General features: G+C 63.3%; 14 protein-coding genes. 11 read left to right on the top strand and 3 right to left on the bottom strand.

Features of this window, described 5'->3' with window-relative positions; genetic code table 11:
- Positions 1-32: 32 nt before the first annotated feature.
- Positions 33-1,307: a serine hydrolase domain-containing protein gene (locus tag RX331_RS29240; RefSeq protein ID WP_317253067.1), complete on the bottom strand. Its 1,275-nt coding sequence runs from the start codon at positions 1,305-1,307 to the stop codon at positions 33-35.
- A gap of 136 nt (positions 1,308-1,443) precedes the next feature.
- Between RX331_RS29240 and RX331_RS29235 the strand changes: the two genes are divergently transcribed.
- The 7 genes from RX331_RS29235 to RX331_RS29205 all read left to right on the top strand — a co-directional run bounded on the left by RX331_RS29235 (position 1,444) and on the right by RX331_RS29205 (position 10,215).
- Positions 1,444-2,358: an intradiol ring-cleavage dioxygenase gene (locus tag RX331_RS29235; protein ID WP_317253066.1), complete on the top strand. Its 915-nt coding sequence runs from the start codon at positions 1,444-1,446 to the stop codon at positions 2,356-2,358.
- Between the two features lie 333 nt (positions 2,359-2,691).
- Positions 2,692-4,011, top strand: a complete 1,320-nt coding sequence (locus RX331_RS29230; RefSeq protein WP_317253065.1) for a CmpA/NrtA family ABC transporter substrate-binding protein — start codon at positions 2,692-2,694, stop codon at positions 4,009-4,011.
- Between the two features lie 65 nt (positions 4,012-4,076).
- Positions 4,077-4,985, top strand: a complete 909-nt coding sequence (ntrB, locus tag RX331_RS29225) for a nitrate ABC transporter permease (RefSeq protein ID WP_317253064.1) — start codon at positions 4,077-4,079, stop codon at positions 4,983-4,985.
- Positions 4,986-4,996: 11 nt separating this feature from the next.
- Positions 4,997-5,791, top strand: a complete 795-nt coding sequence (locus RX331_RS29220; RefSeq protein ID WP_283029293.1) for an ABC transporter ATP-binding protein — start codon at positions 4,997-4,999, stop codon at positions 5,789-5,791.
- A 52-nt stretch (positions 5,792-5,843) separates the two neighbouring features.
- Entirely contained in the window at positions 5,844-6,269 is a 426-nt protein-coding gene (locus RX331_RS29215; protein WP_317253063.1) for a globin family protein, read from the top strand.
- A gap of 9 nt (positions 6,270-6,278) precedes the next feature.
- Positions 6,279-7,496, top strand: coding sequence for an NAD(P)/FAD-dependent oxidoreductase (locus RX331_RS29210; protein ID WP_317253062.1), 1,218 nt, complete (start codon positions 6,279-6,281; stop codon positions 7,494-7,496).
- Between the two features lie 13 nt (positions 7,497-7,509).
- Entirely contained in the window at positions 7,510-10,215 is a 2,706-nt protein-coding gene (locus tag RX331_RS29205; protein WP_317253061.1) for a molybdopterin-dependent oxidoreductase, read from the top strand.
- A 242-nt stretch (positions 10,216-10,457) separates the two neighbouring features.
- On the opposite strand, the gene RX331_RS29200 is transcribed toward RX331_RS29205, so the two are convergent.
- Positions 10,458-11,381, bottom strand: coding sequence for a response regulator transcription factor (locus tag RX331_RS29200; RefSeq protein ID WP_317253060.1), 924 nt, complete (start codon positions 11,379-11,381; stop codon positions 10,458-10,460).
- A complete protein-coding gene (locus tag RX331_RS29195; RefSeq protein WP_317253059.1) occupies positions 11,371-14,742 on the bottom strand; it encodes an ATP-binding protein in 3,372 nt (1,123 codons plus the stop codon). The genes RX331_RS29200 and RX331_RS29195 overlap by 11 nt, the downstream gene beginning before the upstream one ends.
- A gap of 173 nt (positions 14,743-14,915) precedes the next feature.
- Between RX331_RS29195 and urtA the strand changes: the two genes are divergently transcribed.
- The 4 genes from urtA to urtD all read left to right on the top strand — a co-directional run bounded on the left by urtA (position 14,916) and on the right by urtD (position 19,159).
- Positions 14,916-16,175 carry an urea ABC transporter substrate-binding protein gene (urtA, locus tag RX331_RS29190; protein WP_317253058.1) on the top strand — a complete coding sequence of 420 codons (1,260 nt, stop codon included), beginning with the start codon at positions 14,916-14,918 and terminating at the stop codon, positions 16,173-16,175.
- Positions 16,176-16,307: 132 nt separating this feature from the next.
- Positions 16,308-17,234, top strand: a complete 927-nt coding sequence (gene urtB, locus RX331_RS29185; RefSeq protein ID WP_317253057.1) for an urea ABC transporter permease subunit UrtB — start codon at positions 16,308-16,310, stop codon at positions 17,232-17,234.
- Positions 17,235-17,252: 18 nt separating this feature from the next.
- Positions 17,253-18,392 carry an urea ABC transporter permease subunit UrtC gene (gene urtC / locus RX331_RS29180; protein ID WP_317253056.1) on the top strand — a complete coding sequence of 380 codons (1,140 nt, stop codon included), beginning with the start codon at positions 17,253-17,255 and terminating at the stop codon, positions 18,390-18,392.
- A gap of 11 nt (positions 18,393-18,403) precedes the next feature.
- Positions 18,404-19,159, top strand: a complete 756-nt coding sequence (gene urtD, locus RX331_RS29175; protein WP_317253055.1) for an urea ABC transporter ATP-binding protein UrtD — start codon at positions 18,404-18,406, stop codon at positions 19,157-19,159.
- Positions 19,160-19,172: the final 13 nt, after the last annotated feature.

Genomic DNA, 19,172 nt, shown 5'->3' with positions numbered 1-19,172 from the left:
CGGGTTCCACCAGCTGGCCCGGCGACGGGCCCTCAGAGATTGCTGTCGGTGATCGCGGCATACACCATGGTGCGCAGCTCACGCCTGAGCGGATAGGCGCTCGACGGCAAGACCTGCGTCATGAAGATCGTGATCAGCTCTTCCACCGGATCGATGAAGAATGAGGTCGTCGCCGCGCCGCCCCAATTATACTCGCCGGGACTGCCGGCGATCAGCGTCTGCGCCGGCTGCATGGTGACGGCAAAGCCGAGCCCGAAGCCGATGCCGTTATAGGCGGCTTCCGAAAACAGCGAGCGCGACATCGCCGGCAGGTCGACGCCACCGGGGAGGTGATTCGACGTCATCAGCTTCAGGGTTTTCGGTCCGAGCAGCCGGACACCACCGAGCTCGCCGCCATTGAGTAGCGCGCGGCAGAAGGTGAGGTAGTCGGCCGAGGTCGAGCACAGGCCGCCGCCGCCGGAGATGAAGGAGGGCGGCTCCAGGAACGAACTCGTCGCCGGATCGTCCTGCAGCGTCAGCGTTCCCTTGCGCTCGGCTGCTAGCGGGTTGAAACCGCCGCCCGCGTCGGCCGAATAGCATGCCGCGAAACGGTGCGCCTTGTCCTTCGGCACGAAGAAATCGGTGTCGTTCATGCCGAGCGGGTCGAGGATGCGCTCTTTCAGGAACTGCTCGAACGGCTTGCCGCTGATTACGCCGATCAGATAACCGATCACGTCGGTGGCGACGGAGTAGTTCCAGGCCTCGCCCGGCGAGAATTCCAGCGGGATTTTTGCGAGGTCGTCGATCATGCCCTGCAGCGTTCCGGCCTTCTCGACTTCGCCGATCTTGTTTGCGCGATAGGCGGCATCGACATTGCTGCGCTGCTGGAAGCCGTAAGTGAGGCCGGACGTGTGGCGCAACAAGTCCACGATCAACATCGGCCGCGACGGCGGCCGGGTCAGGAACGCCGGATGTGTGCCGGCCGCGAACACGCCGAGGTTCTTCCACGCCGGAATGTATTTGTGCACGGGCTCGTCGATGGCGACGCGGCCTTCCTCGACCAGCATCATGAAGGCGACGCTGGTGAGCGGCTTGGTCATCGAATAGATGCGGAAAATCGTGTCGTCCTTGACCGGCACCTTGCGCTCGAGGTCGGCAAAGCCCTGCGAAACCGAATGGACGACCTTGCCGCGGCGATAGATCAGGATCTGCGTTCCCGGAAAGCGGCCAGCGTCGATATAGCGCTGCTTCAGGTGTTTTTCGAGGCGGTCGAGGGCCGCCTGGGACATTCCGGCTTGCTCGGGCGAGGCGGGGGTGGGGGCTAACATCGGCGGCTGGTCTCCAGCTGGCTAGGTGATCTCTGATAGCTGAAAAGTGTCTTCCGTTCCAACCGGGCATGCTTATCCGGAGGGGGGCGGTGGTGTAGGCTCGCGCCTCTTTCGTTAAATCCCGCAGGACAGCAAAATGCGCCAATTCAGCGAAACCGAACTGACCGCCGCCGTGATCCGCAGTTTCGACGGTACACCTGATCCGCGCGCCAAATTCCTGCTGCAGGAACTGGTGAAATCGCTGCACGACTATGTCCGAAAGACCAATCTCACCTTCGAGGAATGGGAATACGCGATCGACTTCCTGACGCGGACCGGCCAGAAGTGCACGCCGATCCGTCAGGAGTTCATCCTGCTTTCCGACGTGCTCGGCGTGTCGATGCTGGTCGATGCCGTCAACCACAGGGAACGCGAGGGCGCCACCGAAACGACCGTGCTCGGGCCGTTCTATGTCGGCGAACACAAGGTGACGCCGCATGGCACGGATATCTCCGCCAACCTGGCGGGCGAGCGGATGTTCGTGCAGAGCCGCGTCACCGATCTCAAGGGCAAGCCGCTGGCGGGCGTACCGGTGGATATCTGGCACGCCGATGGCGACGGCTTCTATGATTCCCAGAAGCCGACCTATGCGAGCGAAGGGCCGTCGTCGCGGGCGCGCTTCGTCACCGATGCCGACGGAAAATTCTTCTTCCGCACCATCCTGCCATGCAGCTATCCGATTCCGACCGACGGCCCGGTCGGCGAGATGATCGTGCAAACCCGCCGCCATCCGATGCGGCCGGCGCATGTGCACTTCCTGGTCAATGCGTCAGGCTACCAGCCGCTGATCACCCACGTCTTCATGGACGGCGACAAATATCTCGATTCCGACGTGGTGTTCGGGGTGAAGGACGAGCTTGTTGCCAGGATCGAGAAGCGCAGCGACCCGACGATGCCGGACGGCAAACCCGCCGCCGCCCCCTGGCACCTCATGACCTACGAATTCCGGATGAAACCGGGTGATGGAAATGCGCCAAAACCGATGATGGCGAAGGCCGGCGAAGACGCCTGAGGCATCGTGTTTTTGCACCTGCTCAATTCTTGTGCGGCGCACAAGGATTGAGCGAATCGCAATTTTCGAATGCGGTGACTGGTTCCTGATCGCTGCCTATTTTGGCGGCCGGAATTTTATAACAAGCTGAATTATTGCAATTTTTTCGATGTTGCGGGCCTTGGCACGGAGCTTGAATAGCTAGCGCCGACGCCATCGACGCCGTCCCTTGAGACCACTCATCCGAATTTGTGACGCCACCACTCCGGGGCCTCCCTGGAACGCGCCCTCGTGCGCATCACGTGGTGACACCAGTCGGACGGCCCCGTTCAAACGCAAAGGAGCGCGATACCAATGACGAAGCCTACCCATCCGACCTCACGCCGTGGCTTGAGCCGCCGCCAGCTTCTGAAGGCGTCCGGCGGCACGGCGGCCCTGCTCGCCGCCGCCAAGTTGAATTTTCCCGCTGGCGCGTTCGCACAAGGCGCGGGTCCGGAGGTGACCAAGGCGACGCTTGGGTTCATCGCGCTGAGCGACGCCGGCCCGCTGTTCGTCGCCAAGGACAAGGGGCTGTTCGCCAAATACGGCATGCCCGATGTTGAGGTCGCCAAGCAGGCCTCATGGGGCACCACCCGCGACAATTTGGTGCTCGGCAGTGAAGGCAACGGCATCGACGGCGCACATATCCTCACGCCGATGCCGTATCTGATCTCGGCCGGCAAGGTGACGCAGAACAATGTGCCGACGCCGATGTACATCCTAGCGCGGCTCAATCTCGACAGCCAGTGCATTTCGGTCGCGAAGGAATATGCCGACCTCAAGCTCGGCGTCGACGTCACGCCGTTCAAGGCGGCACTCGAACGAAAGAAGGCGTCGGGCAAGCCGGTGAAAGCCGCGATGACTTTCCCCGGCGGCACCCACGACCTCTGGATTCGCTATTGGCTTGCCGCTGGCGGCATCGATCCCGACAAGGACATCGAGACTATCGTCGTGCCGCCGCCGCAGATGGTCGCCAACATGAAGGTTGGTACCATGGATTGCTTCTGCGTCGGCGAGCCCTGGAATCTCCAGCTCATCAATCAGGGTATCGGCTACACCGCGGTCAACACCGGCGAACTCTGGAACAAGCATCCGGAAAAGTCGCTCGGCATGCGCGCCGCGTTCGTCGACAAATACCCGAAGGCATCCAAGGCGATTCTGATGGCTGTCATGGAGGCCCAGCAGTGGGCCGACAAGATGGAGAACAAGAAGGAGCTCGCCACCATCATGGGCAAACGGCAGTGGATGAACTGCCCGGTTGAGGACGTCTACGATCGCTCGGCCGGCAAGTTCGACTACGGCATTCCGGGCAAGGTGGTCGAGAACTCGCCGCACATCATGAAGTACTGGCGCGATCACGCCTCTTATCCGTTCCAGAGCCACGACCTCTGGTTCATCACCGAGGACATCCGCTGGGGCAAATACGAAGCCGGCTTCGATGCCAAGGCGCTGATCGCCAAGGTCAACCGCGAGGACATGTGGCGCGACGCGGCCAAGGAAATGGGTGTTGCCGCCTCCGACATCCCGGCCTCGACCTCGCGCGGCAAGGAGACCTTCTTCGACGGCAAGGTGTTCGATCCGGCGAATCCGGCTGCGTATCTGAAGTCGCTTTCGATCAAGCGTGTTGATGTCTGATCAAGCCCGGGCCGCCCGCCAGAGGTGGGCGGCCCGCTTTTTTTGAACACGGAGATAGATTTTCGATGTCGATGCCCGCGATCAAAACCGAAGCCACTGCGGTGGCTGTTCCAACGAGTTCACCGACCGCTTCCGCGCCCGTGGTAACGATGACGCCGAAGCAAGCGCCGCGTGCCGATAAATACGTCAAGATGGCGAAGGAGGCTGCGGTGCGCGTCGTGCCGCCGCTGGTCGTGCTCGCGCTGCTCATGCTGTTCTGGGAGCTGGTTTGTCGGCGCACCGGATCGACGCTGCCGCCGCCATCGAAAGTATTCAAGGACACCAAGGAACTGATCTTCGATCCGTTCTTTGACAATGGCGGCATCGACAAGGGCCTGTTCTGGCATTTGTCGGCCTCGCTGCAGCGCGTCGCCTACGGCTATTCGATCGCCGCTGTCGTCGGCATCGCACTCGGCACGCTGGTCGGGCAGTCGGTGTGGGCGATGCGCGGGCTCGATCCGCTGTTTCAGGTGCTGCGCACCATTCCGCCGCTGGCCTGGCTGCCGCTGTCGCTCGCCGCGTTCCGCGACGGCCAGCCCTCGGCGATCTTCGTCATCTTCATCACCTCGGTATGGCCGATCATCATCAATACCGCGGTCGGCATCCGCAACATCCCGCAGGATTATCGCAACGTCGCCGCTGTTGTGCAGCTCAATCCGCTGGAGTTCTTCTCCAAGATCATGATCCCGGCGGCGGCGCCCTACATCTTCACCGGCCTTCGGATCGGCATCGGCCTGTCGTGGCTGGCGATCGTCGCGGCCGAAATGCTGATCGGCGGCGTCGGCATCGGCTTCTTCATCTGGGACGCCTGGAACTCTTCGCACATCAGCGAAATCATCCTCGCGCTGTTCTATGTCGGCATCATCGGCTTCGTACTCGATCGTCTGATTGCGGGCCTTGCCAAGTTCGTCACCCGCGGCACCGCGCTGAACTGAAGGAGAATGTCATGCAGGCCTATCTGAAGCTCGACCACATCGACAAGACCTTCACCCGCGGCAATGCCACGACCGAAGTGCTGAAGGACATCAACCTGACGATCGGGAAGGGCGAGTACGTCTCGATCATCGGCCATTCCGGCTGCGGCAAGTCCACGCTGCTCAACATCGTGGCAGGCCTCACCGGCGCGACCAATGGCGGCGTGCTCCTGGAGAACCGCGAGGTCAATTCGCCCGGGCCGGATCGCGCGGTGGTGTTCCAGAACCACAGCCTGCTGCCCTGGCTGACCGTTTATGAGAACGTCAAGCTCGGCGTCGACAAGGTGTTCGCCGGGGCCAAGACGCGGGCCGAACGCGACGCCTGGGTGATGCACAACCTCAACCTCGTGCAGATGGCGCACGCCAAGGACAAGCGCCCGAGCGAAATCTCCGGCGGCATGAAGCAGCGCGTCGGCATTGCCCGCGCGCTCGCGATGGAGCCGAAGGTGCTGCTGCTTGACGAGCCCTTTGGCGCGCTCGACGCGCTCACCCGTGCGCATCTGCAGGACTCGGTGATGGCGCTGCACCAGAAGCTCGGCAACACCATCCTGATGATCACGCATGATGTCGACGAGGCGGTGCTGTTGTCGGACCGCATCGTCATGATGACCAACGGCCCGAGCGCGCGGATCGGCGAAGTGCTGGAGGTGCCGCTGGCACGGCCGCGCAAGCGGCTCGAGCTCGCGACGAACCCCGGCTACCTGAAGTGCCGGCAGCGCGTGCTCGAGTTCCTCTACGAGCGGCATCGCTTCGTCGAAGCGGCCTGAGTCTTGCTTGGTGTAATGCCGGGCAGGGGCTTTGGAACAGGCGGGAGAAGAAATGACACCAGAGCAGGTCAATCTCGTGCAGCAGAGTTTCGCCAAGATCGCTCCGATTTCTGAACAGGCGGCGGTGATGTTCTACGACCGCCTGTTCGAAGTGGCGCCGCAGGTGAAAGCGATGTTTCCTTCCGACATGACCGAGCAGCGCAAGAAGCTGATGGCAACGCTCGCCGTCGTGGTCAACGGACTGAGCAATCTGGCGGCAGTGTTGCCTGCCGCCAGCGCATTGGCAAAGCGTCATGTCGGCTATGGCGCCAAACCGGAGCACTATCCCGTCGTCGGCGGCGCGTTGCTGTGGACGCTGGAAAAAGGGCTCGGCGACGCCTGGACGCCGGACGTCGCCGCGGCCTGGACCGCGGCCTACGGCACGTTGTCCGGTTACATGATCTCGGAAGCCTACGGTGAGCCGCAAGCCGCCGAGTGAGGACGCGCCATGAGCGAACCGCTTGTCATCGTCGGCAACGGCATGGCCGCTGCCCGGCTGGTCGATGAACTCGCCAAGGTGGCGCTGGGCCGCTACGCCATCGCCGTGATCGGCGATGAGCCGCGCTTGGCCTATAACCGCGTGCTGCTGTCATCGGTGCTCGCCGCCGAGACAACGTCGCAGGATATCGAGCTGCGGCCGGCCTCCTGGTGGCGCGACCGCGGCGTCACCCTGAAATATGGCTGTGTCGCCACCGAGATCGATGTCGGCCGCCGCGAGCTGAAGATTGCCGGCGAAGAGAGCATGCCGTTCTCTAAACTGGTGCTGACGACCGGCTCGTCGCCGCTACGGCTCAACGTGCCCGGCGCCGATCTCGCCGGCGTGCATACGTTCCGCGACAGTCGCGACGTCGATCTTCTGCTGGCGCTCGCCGCGCAAAAGAAGCGCGTCGTCGTGGTCGGCGGTGGCCTGCTCGGCCTGGAGGCGGCCTATGGCCTCACCAAGGCCGGCGCGCCCGTGACGCTGCTGCACCTGATGGATCGCCTGATGGAGCGTCAGCTCGATGCGCCGGCGGCGGAACTCCTGAAATCCCTCGTCGAACGCAAGGGCATCGAGATTCTGCTGAATGCCAACACCGCGCGCATCCACGGCGTGACGCGCGTCGAAGGCGTCGAACTGGCGGATGGACGCTTGCTCGATGCCGACGCCGTGATCTTTGCCGCGGGTATCCGCCCAAACATTGCGCTGGCGAAGGAGGCAGGCATTGCCGTCAATCGCGGCATCCTGGTCGATGATCATCTGCAGACCGGCACAACGGACGTGTTTGCGATCGGCGAATGCGCCGAGCATCGCGGCATCTGCTATGGCCTGGTCGAGCCGGCCTATGAACAGGCGAGGGTGCTGGCCAAGCATCTCGCCGGGCGGCAAGCCTCATATGCCGGCAGCATCGTCGCGACCAATCTGAAGGTCTCCGGCGTCAGTGTGTTCTCGGCCGGCGATTTCAGGGGCGGCGCAGGCAGCGAGAGCATCGTGCTGTCAGATATCAACCATGGCACCTACAAGAAGCTCGTGATCGCGGACGGACGGCTGACCGGCGCCGTTCTGATCGGCGACGTCACTGACGCGCTCTGGTACCTCGAGTTGATCCGCACACGGCAGCCGACGGCGCGAATTCGTGCCGACATGATGTTCGGCCGCTCGCTGGCGATGCGCCAGGAAGCTGCATGATCGGGCTATCAGCATGACGATTGTCGATCCCGATCTCCGCGCCATCAAGACCACATGCGCCTATTGCGGCGTCGGCTGTGGCGTTCTGGCGACGCCAGACGGGCGGGGCGGGGCGGCGGTCTCGGGCGACCCCCAGCATCCCGCCAATTTCGGCCGGCTGTGCTCGAAGGGCTCGGCGCTCGGCGAGACGCTTGGCCTGACCGATCGTCTGCTCTATCCGATGATCCGCTGCGGCCAAGGGAAGATGGAGCGGGTCGCCTGGAGCGATGCGCTCGACCACGTCGCGCACCGTTTCCAGCACATCATCGCGCGCGACGGCCCTGGCGCGGTCGCGTTCTATCTTTCCGGCCAGTTGCTGACCGAGGATTACTACGTCGCCAACAAGCTGATGAAGGGCTTTGTCGGCAGCGCCAATGTCGACACCAATTCGCGGCTCTGCATGGCGTCCTCCGTCGCCGGCCACCGCCGCGCCTTTGGCGCCGACACCGTGCCCGGCTGCTATGAAGACCTCGACGTGGCCGACCTTCTGGTGCTGGTCGGCTCCAACGCGGCCTGGTGCCATCCGGTGCTGTACCAGCGCATGCTCGCCAACAAGCAGAAGCGCGGCGCGCGCATGGTTGTGATTGATCCGCGTCGGACCGACACCGTCGGCGACGACGACCTGTTTCTGGGATTAAAGCCAGGCACCGATACCGCGCTGTTCAGCGGCTTGCTGGTTCACCTCGTGGACAATGGCGTGGTCGACCGCGACTACATCGAGCTTCATACGACCGGCTTCGATGACGCCATCGCCCGGGCGCGCAGCATGGCCGGCAGCGTCGGCGCCACGGCGCTGGCGACCGGCCTTGCCGAGCAGGACGTCGCGACGTTCTTCCAGATGTTCGCCAGCACGCACCGCGTGGTGACGCTGTATTCGCAAGGCGTCAATCAGTCGGCGCAGGGTACCGACAAGGTCAACGCTATCCTCAACTGCCACCTCGCCACCGGGCGGATTGGCCAGCCGGGCGCCTCGCCGTTCTCGCTGACCGGACAGCCCAATGCGATGGGCGGCCGCGAGGTCGGCGGGCTCGCCAACCAGCTCGCCGCCCATATGGGATTTACACCGCCCGACATCGACCGCGTGCGCCGGTTCTGGAAAGCGCCGCGCATCGCCACCCATGAGGGGCTGAAGGCGGTGCAGATGTTCGAGGCCATCGCGCGCGGCGAGATCAAGGCGCTCTGGGTGATGGGTACCAACCCGGCGGTGTCGCTGCCGAACGCCGACGGCGTCCGCGACGCCCTGAACAAGCTCGACCTGTTCGTCATCTCCGAGAACGTGATCTCCAATGACACGGTGGTTTCAGGCGCGCATGTGCTGCTGCCGGCGCTGGCCTGGGGCGAGAAATCCGGGACGGTGACCAACTCCGAGCGCTGCATTTCCAGGCAGCGCGCGTTTCTTCCTCCGCCGGGAGAAGCCAGGCCCGACTGGTGGATCATGGGCGAGGTCGCCAAGCGCCTCGGCTTCGGCGCGGCGTTCTCTTTCACCTCGGCGGCGGATATCTTTCGCGAGCACGCCGCGCTGTCGGCGTTCGAGAACGAGGGCGCGCGCGACTTCGATATCGGCGCGCTGCAGTCGCTGTCGGACAGTGATTTCGACGCGATGGCGCCGGTGCAATGGCCTGTACGGCAGGGCGCCGAGCCGCAGGCGCGGTTCTTCGCCGACGGCGGTTTCTTTGCGAGCGACTTCAAGGCCCGCTTCATCGCTCCGGAAATTCCGGCGCTGCGAACCGAAACCACGGCGGCGCGGCCGCTGCGGCTGAACACCGGCCGCATCCGCGACCAGTGGCACACCATGACCCGCACCGGCATGAGCCCGCGGCTCGGCCAGCATCTGCCGGAGCCGTTCGTCGAGGTCCACCCTGATGATGCCGCGCGCTACGGCGTCGCCGATGGTGATTTCGCCCGTATCACCACCGATTACGGTCAGTGCACGCTTCGCGTCGTTGTCAGCCCGCGGCAGCAGCGCGGCATGCTGTTCGCGCCGATCCATTGGAGCGAGGCCAACGCCACCGGCGCGCGCGTCGGTTCGCTGGTGGCACCGCTCACCGATCCGTTCTCCGGCCAGCCAGAGAACAAGGCGACGCCGGCTTCGATCGCACCTTATGAATACGTGTTCCGGGGCTTTGCACTGTCGCGTAAGCCGATCGCATTCCCCGCGCATGCCTGGGTGGCGCGCGTCGCTGTCAACGGCGGTTACGGCTATCTGTTCGCCGACAATGCCGATCTCACCGGCTGGCAATCCTGGCTGCGGGGAAACGCGACGGATGATCTCGCCGAATACAAGGATTTTGGCGGCGGCGTCTACCGCGCGGCGTCCTTTGCCGGCGACCGCATCGACACCTGCCTGTTCATCGGCCCCGCGCACGACGCCGGCGACTGGAACGTGGTCAAGGACCTGTTCGCCGCCGGTGCACTCGGCAGCGACCGGCGCCGCATGCTGCTGTCGGGCAAATCCGCCGACGGCCTCGCCAATGCCGGTCCCATCGTCTGCGCCTGCTTCGGCGTCGGCCGCAACACGATCTGCGAGACGATTGTCGCGGGGGCACGGTCGGCGGCGGATATCGGGGCGAAGCTGAAGGCGGGCACCAATTGCGGCTCCTGCATTCCGGAGCTGAAGCGGCTGATTGCGCAGAGCGCTCCCAACTCTCAGCAACAACCTCAGCTAGCCGCAGCAAACTGATTATCCGCCGTCATTGCGAGGAGCGAAGCGACGAAGCAATCTATCTATCCGCTACGCCGTGAGATGGATTGCTTCGCTTCGCTCGCAATGACGACGTTGAGCACGGTGGCACCTCTCCCTCGCCCCGCGCTTGCGGGGAAAGGGTCGGGGTGAGGGGCTCTCTCCGCGAGTCGAATACATGGAGACGGCCCATCATCCCGACCTTCTCCCCGTGAAGAACGGGGAGAAGGAGAACGCGCACCTCACTCCTTCCTGTTCTTGGCATTCACCGCGATCGCCGCCGCGGCGGTGCGGTTCTCGACGCCGAGCTTGGCGTAGATCTGCTCCAAGTGCTTGTCGACGGTACGCGGGGAAAGTCCCAAAATCTGCGCGATGTCGCGGTTGGTCTTTCCCTTGGAGAGCCACGACAGCACCTCGCCCTCGCGCGTGGTCAGGCCGAGTTCGCTGGAGAATTCCGCCGGCGCCTCGGCGCCGGAGTCCTTGGCCAGCCGCAGCAGAAACTCGTTGGCGCCGAGCTTGCCCATATATTGCAGGCGGAGTTCGTTGCCGGGCAGCGTGGCCATGACGGTGGCTTTCGATCCCGCCTTGCCCTTGCGCGCCTGTTCCAGCCATTGCGGGATCGGGTCCGGCAGCTCCACGTCGTCGCTTTCGCTCGCCAGCGCGTCCGACAGCAGTTTTTGCGCCTGCGGCGTCGCCCACATCAGTCTGCCGGCGCCGTTCACCGCGAGCAGGTAGCGGCCGGAAACATCGAGCGCGGCGCGCGCGCTCTGGGTCAGCCGCGCGTTGGCGAGATGAACGCGGATCCGCGCCAGCATCTCCTCGACCGCGATCGGTTTTGTCACATAGTCGACGCCGCCGGCCTCCAGCCCGCGAACGATGTGCTCGGTCTCGGCAAGACCCGTCATGAAGATGATCGGCACGTGGTCGAGGCCGGCATCGCGCTTCAGCCGCCGGCAGGTCTCAAAACCGTCGATCCCCGGCATGACGGCGTCGAGCAGCACGATATCCGGCGTGATCTGGTCGACGATCCGCATCGCCGAGGCGCCGTCGAGCGCGACCATGACCGTCATGCCAGCGCCGTCGAGCGCATCCGTGAGCAGCCGCAGCGTCTCCGGGGAATCGTCGACGACGAGGGCGACGTCGCGTTTTTTCGGTTCAGTGATCATAGCTGTGCAGCGTTTTCAAAGTCGCCATGTACTGATCGAGGTCGAAGCGGTCGATCAGGCTGCGCATCTGCGCGACGAAGTCGGCATGTTCAGGATAGTCGTTGCCGATCTCGTCGAGCTTGAGCTGGATGGCCCTGACGTAGCCGAGCTGCCCCAGCCCGATCAGTTCCTCGACATATTTGACTGGCGGCCGCGGGCCGGTCTCCGGTTTCCAGCCGGGCAGGGCAGGTTGCTCGGCCTCATACTGCCATTCGAGCTTGAGCAGCTGCCGGATGGTTTCAAGCAGCCGCGGAATGTCGATCGGCTTCATCAGATAGCCGTCGTGGAACGGCTGCGCCAGCGGCGCGCCGTGAGCCTCGAGCGCACTCGCTGACACCATCAGGATGCGGGCCTGATGGTGGCCGGTCGCGCGCAGCGTTTCCGCCACCGTCCATCCGTCCATGCCGGCCATCGAGATATCGAGCAGGAACAGGTCGGGCCGGCAATGCTGCGCCAGCGCGAGGCATCCGGGACCATCCGGCGCGCTGAGCAGGATGAAGCCGAGCGGCGTCAGCACCTCGCGCAGGAGGTCGCGGTGGGTCGGATCGTCGTCGGTGATCAAAATCGTCTTGCGCGGCCCGTGATAGCCGAAGATCGGCGCTTCCACCGGCGCAATCCGCGTCGGATTGGTGACTTCAGACAGCAAAATCTTGACGCGAAACGTGCTCCCGGTCCCGACTTCGCTTGAGACCTTAATGTCGCCGCCCATCACGCCGGCGAGCAAACGGCTGATGGTGAGACCAAGCCCGGTCCCCGTCTGCGGCTGCGACACGCCAAGCGCGCCGCGTTCGAACGGCGCAAAGATACGTTCGAGATCGTCCGCCTGAATGCCGGGCCCGGTATCGACGATCTCGAATTCCGCAACCGGGCTGCGGTAATGCACGATGAACTGCACGCTGCCGGTCTGCGTGAATTTCAGCGCGTTGGAGAGCAGGTTGATGAGAACCTGCCGCAGCCGCTTCTCGTCGGCATAGACCACGACCGGCAGCACCGCCGGCCGCCTGAACACGAAGTCGATGCCCTTGGCGGCGGCCTGGACGCGGAACATGCCGACGAGCTGATCGATGAATTCGCCGAGCCGCACCTCGTCGCGCGAGAGGTAAAGCCGGCCCGCCTCGATCTTGGAAATATCGAGAATGCCGTCGATCAGCCCGGAGAGATGATCGGCGCTGCGCCTGACAACGCGCACCTGGTCGCGCGGCTTTGTCGCGAGGCTTGAATCCTGCTCCAGCAATTGCGCATAGCCGGAGATGGCGTTGAGCGGCGAGCGTAGCTCGTGGCTCAGGCCCACGACATAGCGGCTTTTGGCAAGGTTGGCGGATTCCGCCACTTCCTTGGCGCGCTGCAACTCGGCGTCGGTGCGCTTGTGGGCGTCGATTTCCTGGATCAGCAGTGTCGTCTGCCGCCGTGTCTCCGCTTCGGCCGCGCGGCGGCTCTGCTGCGCCAGCACGAACAGCCACGCCACCACGCCGATAATGATGGTGAGCGCGAAGAACACCTTCCACAGCACATCCGATATCTGGGCATTGTCGAGCGGCAGCGTTGTCGAGGTCTGCAGGTAGATCAATCCCAGTGTCAGGGCGACGAGGCCGGCAGAGACCGCAAACACCCCGAGATAATGCCCGACTTGCGAGTTGATCCGCGTGTAGATCGTCTCCGGCAACAGCTTGCCGAGCATATCCGAGACCTGCGCGCCGGCCCGTGCATGCGGCTTGCAGAGATCATGGCAGCGCGCATCGAGCGAGCAGCACAGCGAGCAGATCGGCCCGGCATAGGCCGGGCAGGAGGCCATGTCCTCCGGTTCGAACGAGTGCTCGCAAATGCAGCACTGAATTTGCTCGAGGTTCTGCCAGCTCCGCTTCGGTTTTCGCGCGATGTAGTATTTGCCGTCGGTCGCCCAGGCGATCAGCGGCGCGGCTACGAAGGCCACAGCGAGCGCGACGAAGGCGGAGAGCGCCTTCGCGGTCGGCCCGAACAGGCCGTAGAACGCCGAGATTGAGACGAGGGTCGCGATCGTCATCGCGCCGACGCCGACCGGATTGATGTCGCAGAGGTGCGCGCGCTTGAACTCGATATGCTGCGGCCTTAAGCCTAGCGGCTTGTTGACGACGAGATCGGCGACGAGCGCGCCGACCCAGGCGATCGCCACGTTGGAATAGAGCGCCAGCGTCTGCTCCAGCGCCTTGTAGACGCCGATCTCCATCAAGAGCAGCGCGACCAGCACGTTGAACACCAGCCAGACGACGCGGCCGGGATGGCTGTGGGTCAGCCGCGAGAAGAAATTCGACCAGGCGATCGAGCCGGCATAGGCGTTGGTGACGTTGATCTTGATCTGCGAGAGGATGACGAAGGTCCCGGTCAGCGCCAACGCCATGTCCGGCTGCGACAGCACGTAGCGAAAGGCCTCGAGATACATCTGCGCAGGCTCGGCGGCCTGCTCGCTGGAGAGGCCGTGGCTCAGCGCAAAAAAGGCGAGGAACGAGCCGAGCAGCAGCTTGAGCGCGCCGAAGATGATCCAGCCGGGACCGGCGATCAGCAGCGAGATCCACCACGAGGTTCGCGACGTGCGGCGATCGCGCGGCAGAAACCGCAGGAAGTCGACTTGCTCGCCGATCTGCGCCACCAGCGAGAACACCACCGAAGCCGCGGTGCCGAACAGCAGGAGATCGAGGTGGCCGCCGGCATCGCCGTGATCGCCGGCAAATTTGCGCCACTCCGTGAATGAATGCGGATTGGCGTAGGCGATCGCGACGAAAGGCAGGATGTGCAGGATGATCCAGATCGGCTGCGTCCACAACTGAAAGCGGCTGATCAGGGTGATGCCGTAGGTGACGAGCGGAATGATCACGACGGCGCTGATGAGATAGCCGATCGGGCGCGGGATGCCGAAGCACATCTCCAGCGCGCTCGCGAGGATCACCGCCTCGATCGCAAAGAAGATGAAGGTGAAGGAGGCATAGATCAGCGAGGTGATGGTCGAGCCGATATAGCCGAAGCCGGCGCCGCGGGTCAGTAGATCGATATCGATGCCGCATTTGGCGGCATGATAGGCAATCGGCAGGCCGCAGCAGAAGATGATGACGCTGACGACCAGGATGGCGATGGTGGCGTTGGTCGCGCCGTAATTCAGCGTAATCGTGCCGCCGATCGCTTCCAGTGCCAGAAACGAGATTGCGCCAAGGGCGGTGTTGGCAACGCGGGCGGCGGACCATCGCCGCGCGCTCTTGGCCGTGAAGCGCAGCGCGTAGTCTTCCAGCGTCTGGTTGGCAACCCATTGATTGTACTGGCGCCTGACGCGGTCTATCCGCTGCCGCCCTGCCACTTATGTTGCTCCTGCCCCGTTTGACCGACCCCGTTCAGCCAGCAAACTCCATACCAAAAACCTACGTCGCTATTTTGCGGTGCAGTATACGCAATCCCACGTATCTGTGCAGTGCACAATTCTGGGCAATCCTCGCCTGACCAATAAGCGTTCTCGAACAAAATGGGGTGCTCATGTCAGACGAACCAAACAAGAGGCTGCAGTCGCCACTTCGCCGCAAGCTGCTGATGGGGGCGGCCGCATTGCCGCTCGTTTCGATCCTTCCGCGGCCCTCCTTCGGGGCCGGTCCTGCCACCGCCACCGTCAACACGACGGGCCTTGCGGTGACCGATACCGAGGTCACCGTCGGCATCCTGCACTCGGCCACCGGCACGATGGCGATTTCGGAGACCGGCTCGATCCAGGCCGAAAAACTCGCGATCGAACAGATCAACGCGATGGGCGGCGTGCTCGGCCGCAAGATCAAGTTCATCCAGGAAGACGGCGCCAGCGACTGGCCGACCTTTGCCGAAAAAGCGAAGAAGCTGCTCGTCAACGACAAGGTCGCGGCGATCATGGGCTGCTGGACCTCGGCCTCGCGCAAGGCGGTGCTACCGGTCGTCGAGCAATACAACGGCATGCTCTATTACCCGACCTTCTATGAAGGCCTCGAGCAGTCCAAGAACGTCATCTACACCGGCCAGGAAGCCACCCAGCAGATTCTCGCCGGGCTCAACTGGATCGCCAAGGAGAAGGGCGCCAAATCATTCTTCTTCATCGGTTCGGATTACATCTGGCCGCGCACCTCGAACAAGATCGCGCGGAAGCACGTCGAGAACGTGCTGAAGGGCAAGGTCGTCGGCGAGGAATATTACGCGCTCGGCTCCACGCAGTTCAATTCGGTCATCAACAAGATCAAGCTCACCAAGCCCGACGTCATCTTCACCGACGTCGTCGGCGGCTCCAACGTCGCATTCTATAAGCAGCTCAAGGCGGCCGGCGTCGACCTGTCCAAGCAGGCGCTGCTGACGATCTCAGTCACCGAGGATGAAATCGACGGCATAGGCGGCGAGAACATCGCGGGCGCCTATGCCTGCATGAAGTACTTCCAGTCGCTCGACAACGCCAACAACAAGGCGTTCGTGCCGGCCTTCAAGAAGATGTGGGGCGACAAGACCGTGATCGGCGACGTGACGCAGGCCGGCTACCTCGGCCCGTGGCTGTGGAAATTGACCTGCGAGAAGGCCGGCAGCTTCGACGTCGACAAGATCGCGGCAGCTTCCCCCGGCGTCGAGTTCAAGGAAGCGCCCGAAGGTTACGTGCGCATCCATGAAAACCATCACCTCTGGTCGAAGACCCGCGTCGGCCGCGCCAAGCTCGACGGCCAGTTCGAACTGATCTTCGAGACCGCTGACCTCGTTGAGCCCGATCCGTTCCCGAAGGGCTACCAGTAAGCGCTGCCGTCTTCAGCGGCCTTCTTCGAGCACAAGCTCCCTGGCGTGGACCGTCAATCCGCGCTTGACGACCCCGCGTCGCGACATCGTTCGCGGCGCGGGGGACCTTATCCCTCCGGCGGAGAAAAATCGATGTTCGGCGACTATTCGATTGGCGATCTGGGCTCCATTTTCGTCATGCAGGGGTTTGCGGGCCTGATCCTGTTCTCCGTCTACGTGCTGATGGCGCTGGGGCTCGCAATCATCTTCGGCCAGATGGGCGTCATCAACATGGCCCATGGCGAGTTCATGATCCTGGGCGCCTACGTCACCTGGATGACGTCGAACCTGTTCCAGTCCTATCTGCCTGGTCTGTTCAGCGGCTACTTCTTTCTCGCGATGATATTGGCCTTCGTCGCCTCCGGTGCGCTGGGGATGCTGGTCGAATGGGTGCTGATACGGCACCTCTATAAGAGACCGCTCGATACGCTGCTTGCGACCTGGGGCCTCAGCCTGATGCTGCAGCAGACCTATCGTTCGGTGTTCGGCCCGCGCGAGGTCGGCGTCGAGCTGCCGCAATGGATGCTGGGTTCACTGAAAGTGACCGACAGCATCGAGGTGCCGATCAACGGCGTCTTCGTGATGGGCCTGACGGTGCTGATCACCATCGTGGTCGCCTACGTCCTCTACAAATCGCGGTGGGGCCGTCAGGTCCGCGCCGTCGTGCAGAACCGCATCATGGCCGGCGCCGTCGGCATCAACACCGAGAAGGTCGACCGCTACACCTTTGGCCTCGGCTGCGGCATCGCAGGTGTCGCCGGCAGCGCCTTCACCATGATCGGCTCGACCGGGCCCACATCAGGGCAACTCTACATCGTCGACGCCTTCCTGGTCGTCGTGTTCGGCGGCGCCGCCAGCCTGCTCGGCACCATCGCCTCCGCCTTCTCGATTTCGCAGACCCAGTCGACGCTGGAATTCTTCATGTCGGGCTCGATGGCCAAGGTGCTGACGCTGCTCGCCGTGGTCGGAATCCTGATGCTGCGGCCGCAAGGCCTGTTCGCCCTCAAAGTCCGCAAATAACAACAGGCAGGCCCGGTCATGATCAACTCACGCTTCTTCAACAGGTCCGAGCTCATCGGCTTCCTTGCGCTGGCTGCCATCCTGTTCGTGATCCTGCCGCTGTCGCTGGATGTGTTCCGTCTCAACCTGGTTGCGAAATATCTGACTTACGCCTTTGTCGCCATTGGTCTTGTGCTGTGCTGGGGCTATGGCGGCATCCTGAGCCTCGGGCAGGGGGTCTTCTTCGGCCTCGGCGGCTATTGCATGGCGATGTTCCTCAAGCTGGAGGCCTCCAGCGTCGAGAACACCAAGATCCAGTCGACGCCGGGCATCCCTGATTTCATGGACTGGAATCAGGTCACCTCGCTTCCGCTGTTCTGGCAGCCCTTCCACAGCCTCACCTTCACCATCGCGGCCATCATCCTGGTGCCAGGCCTGTTCGCCCTGATCATCGGCACCGCGATGTTCAAGCGCCGCGTCGGCGGCACTTACTTTGCGATCATCACCCAGGCGATCGCCGCGATCCTGACCATCCTGATCGTGGGGCAGCAGGGCTACACCGGCGGCATCAACGGGATGACCGACCTGCGCACCCTCAAGGGCTGGGACATCCGGCCCGACCACGCCAAGGTCATCCTGTACTTCGTCGAGGTCGTGCTGCTGTTCGCCTGCATCGGCATCGCGCAGTTCATCCGCCTGACCAAGCTCGGCCGCATCCTAGTGGCGATGCGCGAGCAGGAAGACCGCGTCCGCTTCTCCGGCTACAGCGTCGCCAACTTCAAGATCTTCGCCTTCTGCATGGCCGCGATCTTCGCGGCGATCGGCGGCGCCATGTTCGCGCTCAACGTCGGCTTCATGTCGCCGTCCTTCGTCGGCATCGTGCCGTCGATCGAGATGGTAATCTATACGGCGGTCGGCGGCCGGATGTCGATCTTCGGCGCGGTGTGGGGTTCGATCCTGGTGAACTTCGCCAAGACCAGCCTTTCGGAATCCTTCCCGCAGCTCTGGCTGTTCGGTCTTGGCGCGCTGTTCATCGCGGTCGTGCTGGCGTTCCCGAACGGCCTGTCCGGCATCTGGGCCGACTACGTGCAGCCGCGCATCGATCGCCTGCTGGCATCGCGCAAATCGAAACCCAAGGACGGCTGGAATTCCGTCGCTGACGGCGCACCGGCGGAGTGAGGAGAGAGATCATGCTCATCGGTCACCAGCCAAAGCCCTTCCTGCTTTCGGTCGAAGCTCTCACTGTGTCGTTCGACGGTTTCAAGGCCGTGAACAATCTCTCCTTCTATATCGAAGAGAACGAGATCCGCGTCATCATCGGCCCGAACGGCGCCGGCAAGACCACGGTGCTCGATCTGATCTGCGGCAAGACCAAAGCGACGTCAGGCTCGATTCAGTTTCGCGGCAAGGAGCTGACGAAACTGAAGGAGAACCAGATCGTACAGACCGGCGTCGGACGCAAGTTCCAGACGCCTTCAGTATTCGAAGATTTAACCGTGTTCGAAAACCTGGAGATTTCATACCCGCGCGGCCGCACCGTGTTCGGCTCGCTCGCCTTCCAACGCGACGCTGCCGTGAAGCAGCGCGTCGAGGAGGTCGCCGAGATGATCTTCCTGAAGGATCGCCTCGACACCTATGCCGACCAGCTCAGCCACGGCCAGAAGCAGTGGCTCGAGATCGGCATGCTGCTGATCCAGGACCCGGAGCTTTTGATGCTCGACGAGCCGGTCGCCGGCATGAGCGTCTCCGAGCGCACCAAGACCGCCGAACTGCTCAACCGCATCATCAAGGACCGCTCGGTGCTCGTCATCGAGCACGACATGAAGTTCGTCGAGGACATCGCCCACAAGGTCACGGTGCTTCACCAGGGCCAGATCCTCTCCGAGGGTACGATGGAGAAGGTCAAGAACGATCCGAAAGTGATCGAAGTCTATCTGGGTCATTGAGAGGATAGGGGCA

The sequence above is a fragment of the Bradyrhizobium sp. BWA-3-5 genome (genome assembly GCF_032917985.1).
Lineage (GTDB): Bacteria > Pseudomonadota > Alphaproteobacteria > Rhizobiales > Xanthobacteraceae > Bradyrhizobium.
This window is presented reverse-complemented; position numbering and strand designations above follow the sequence as displayed.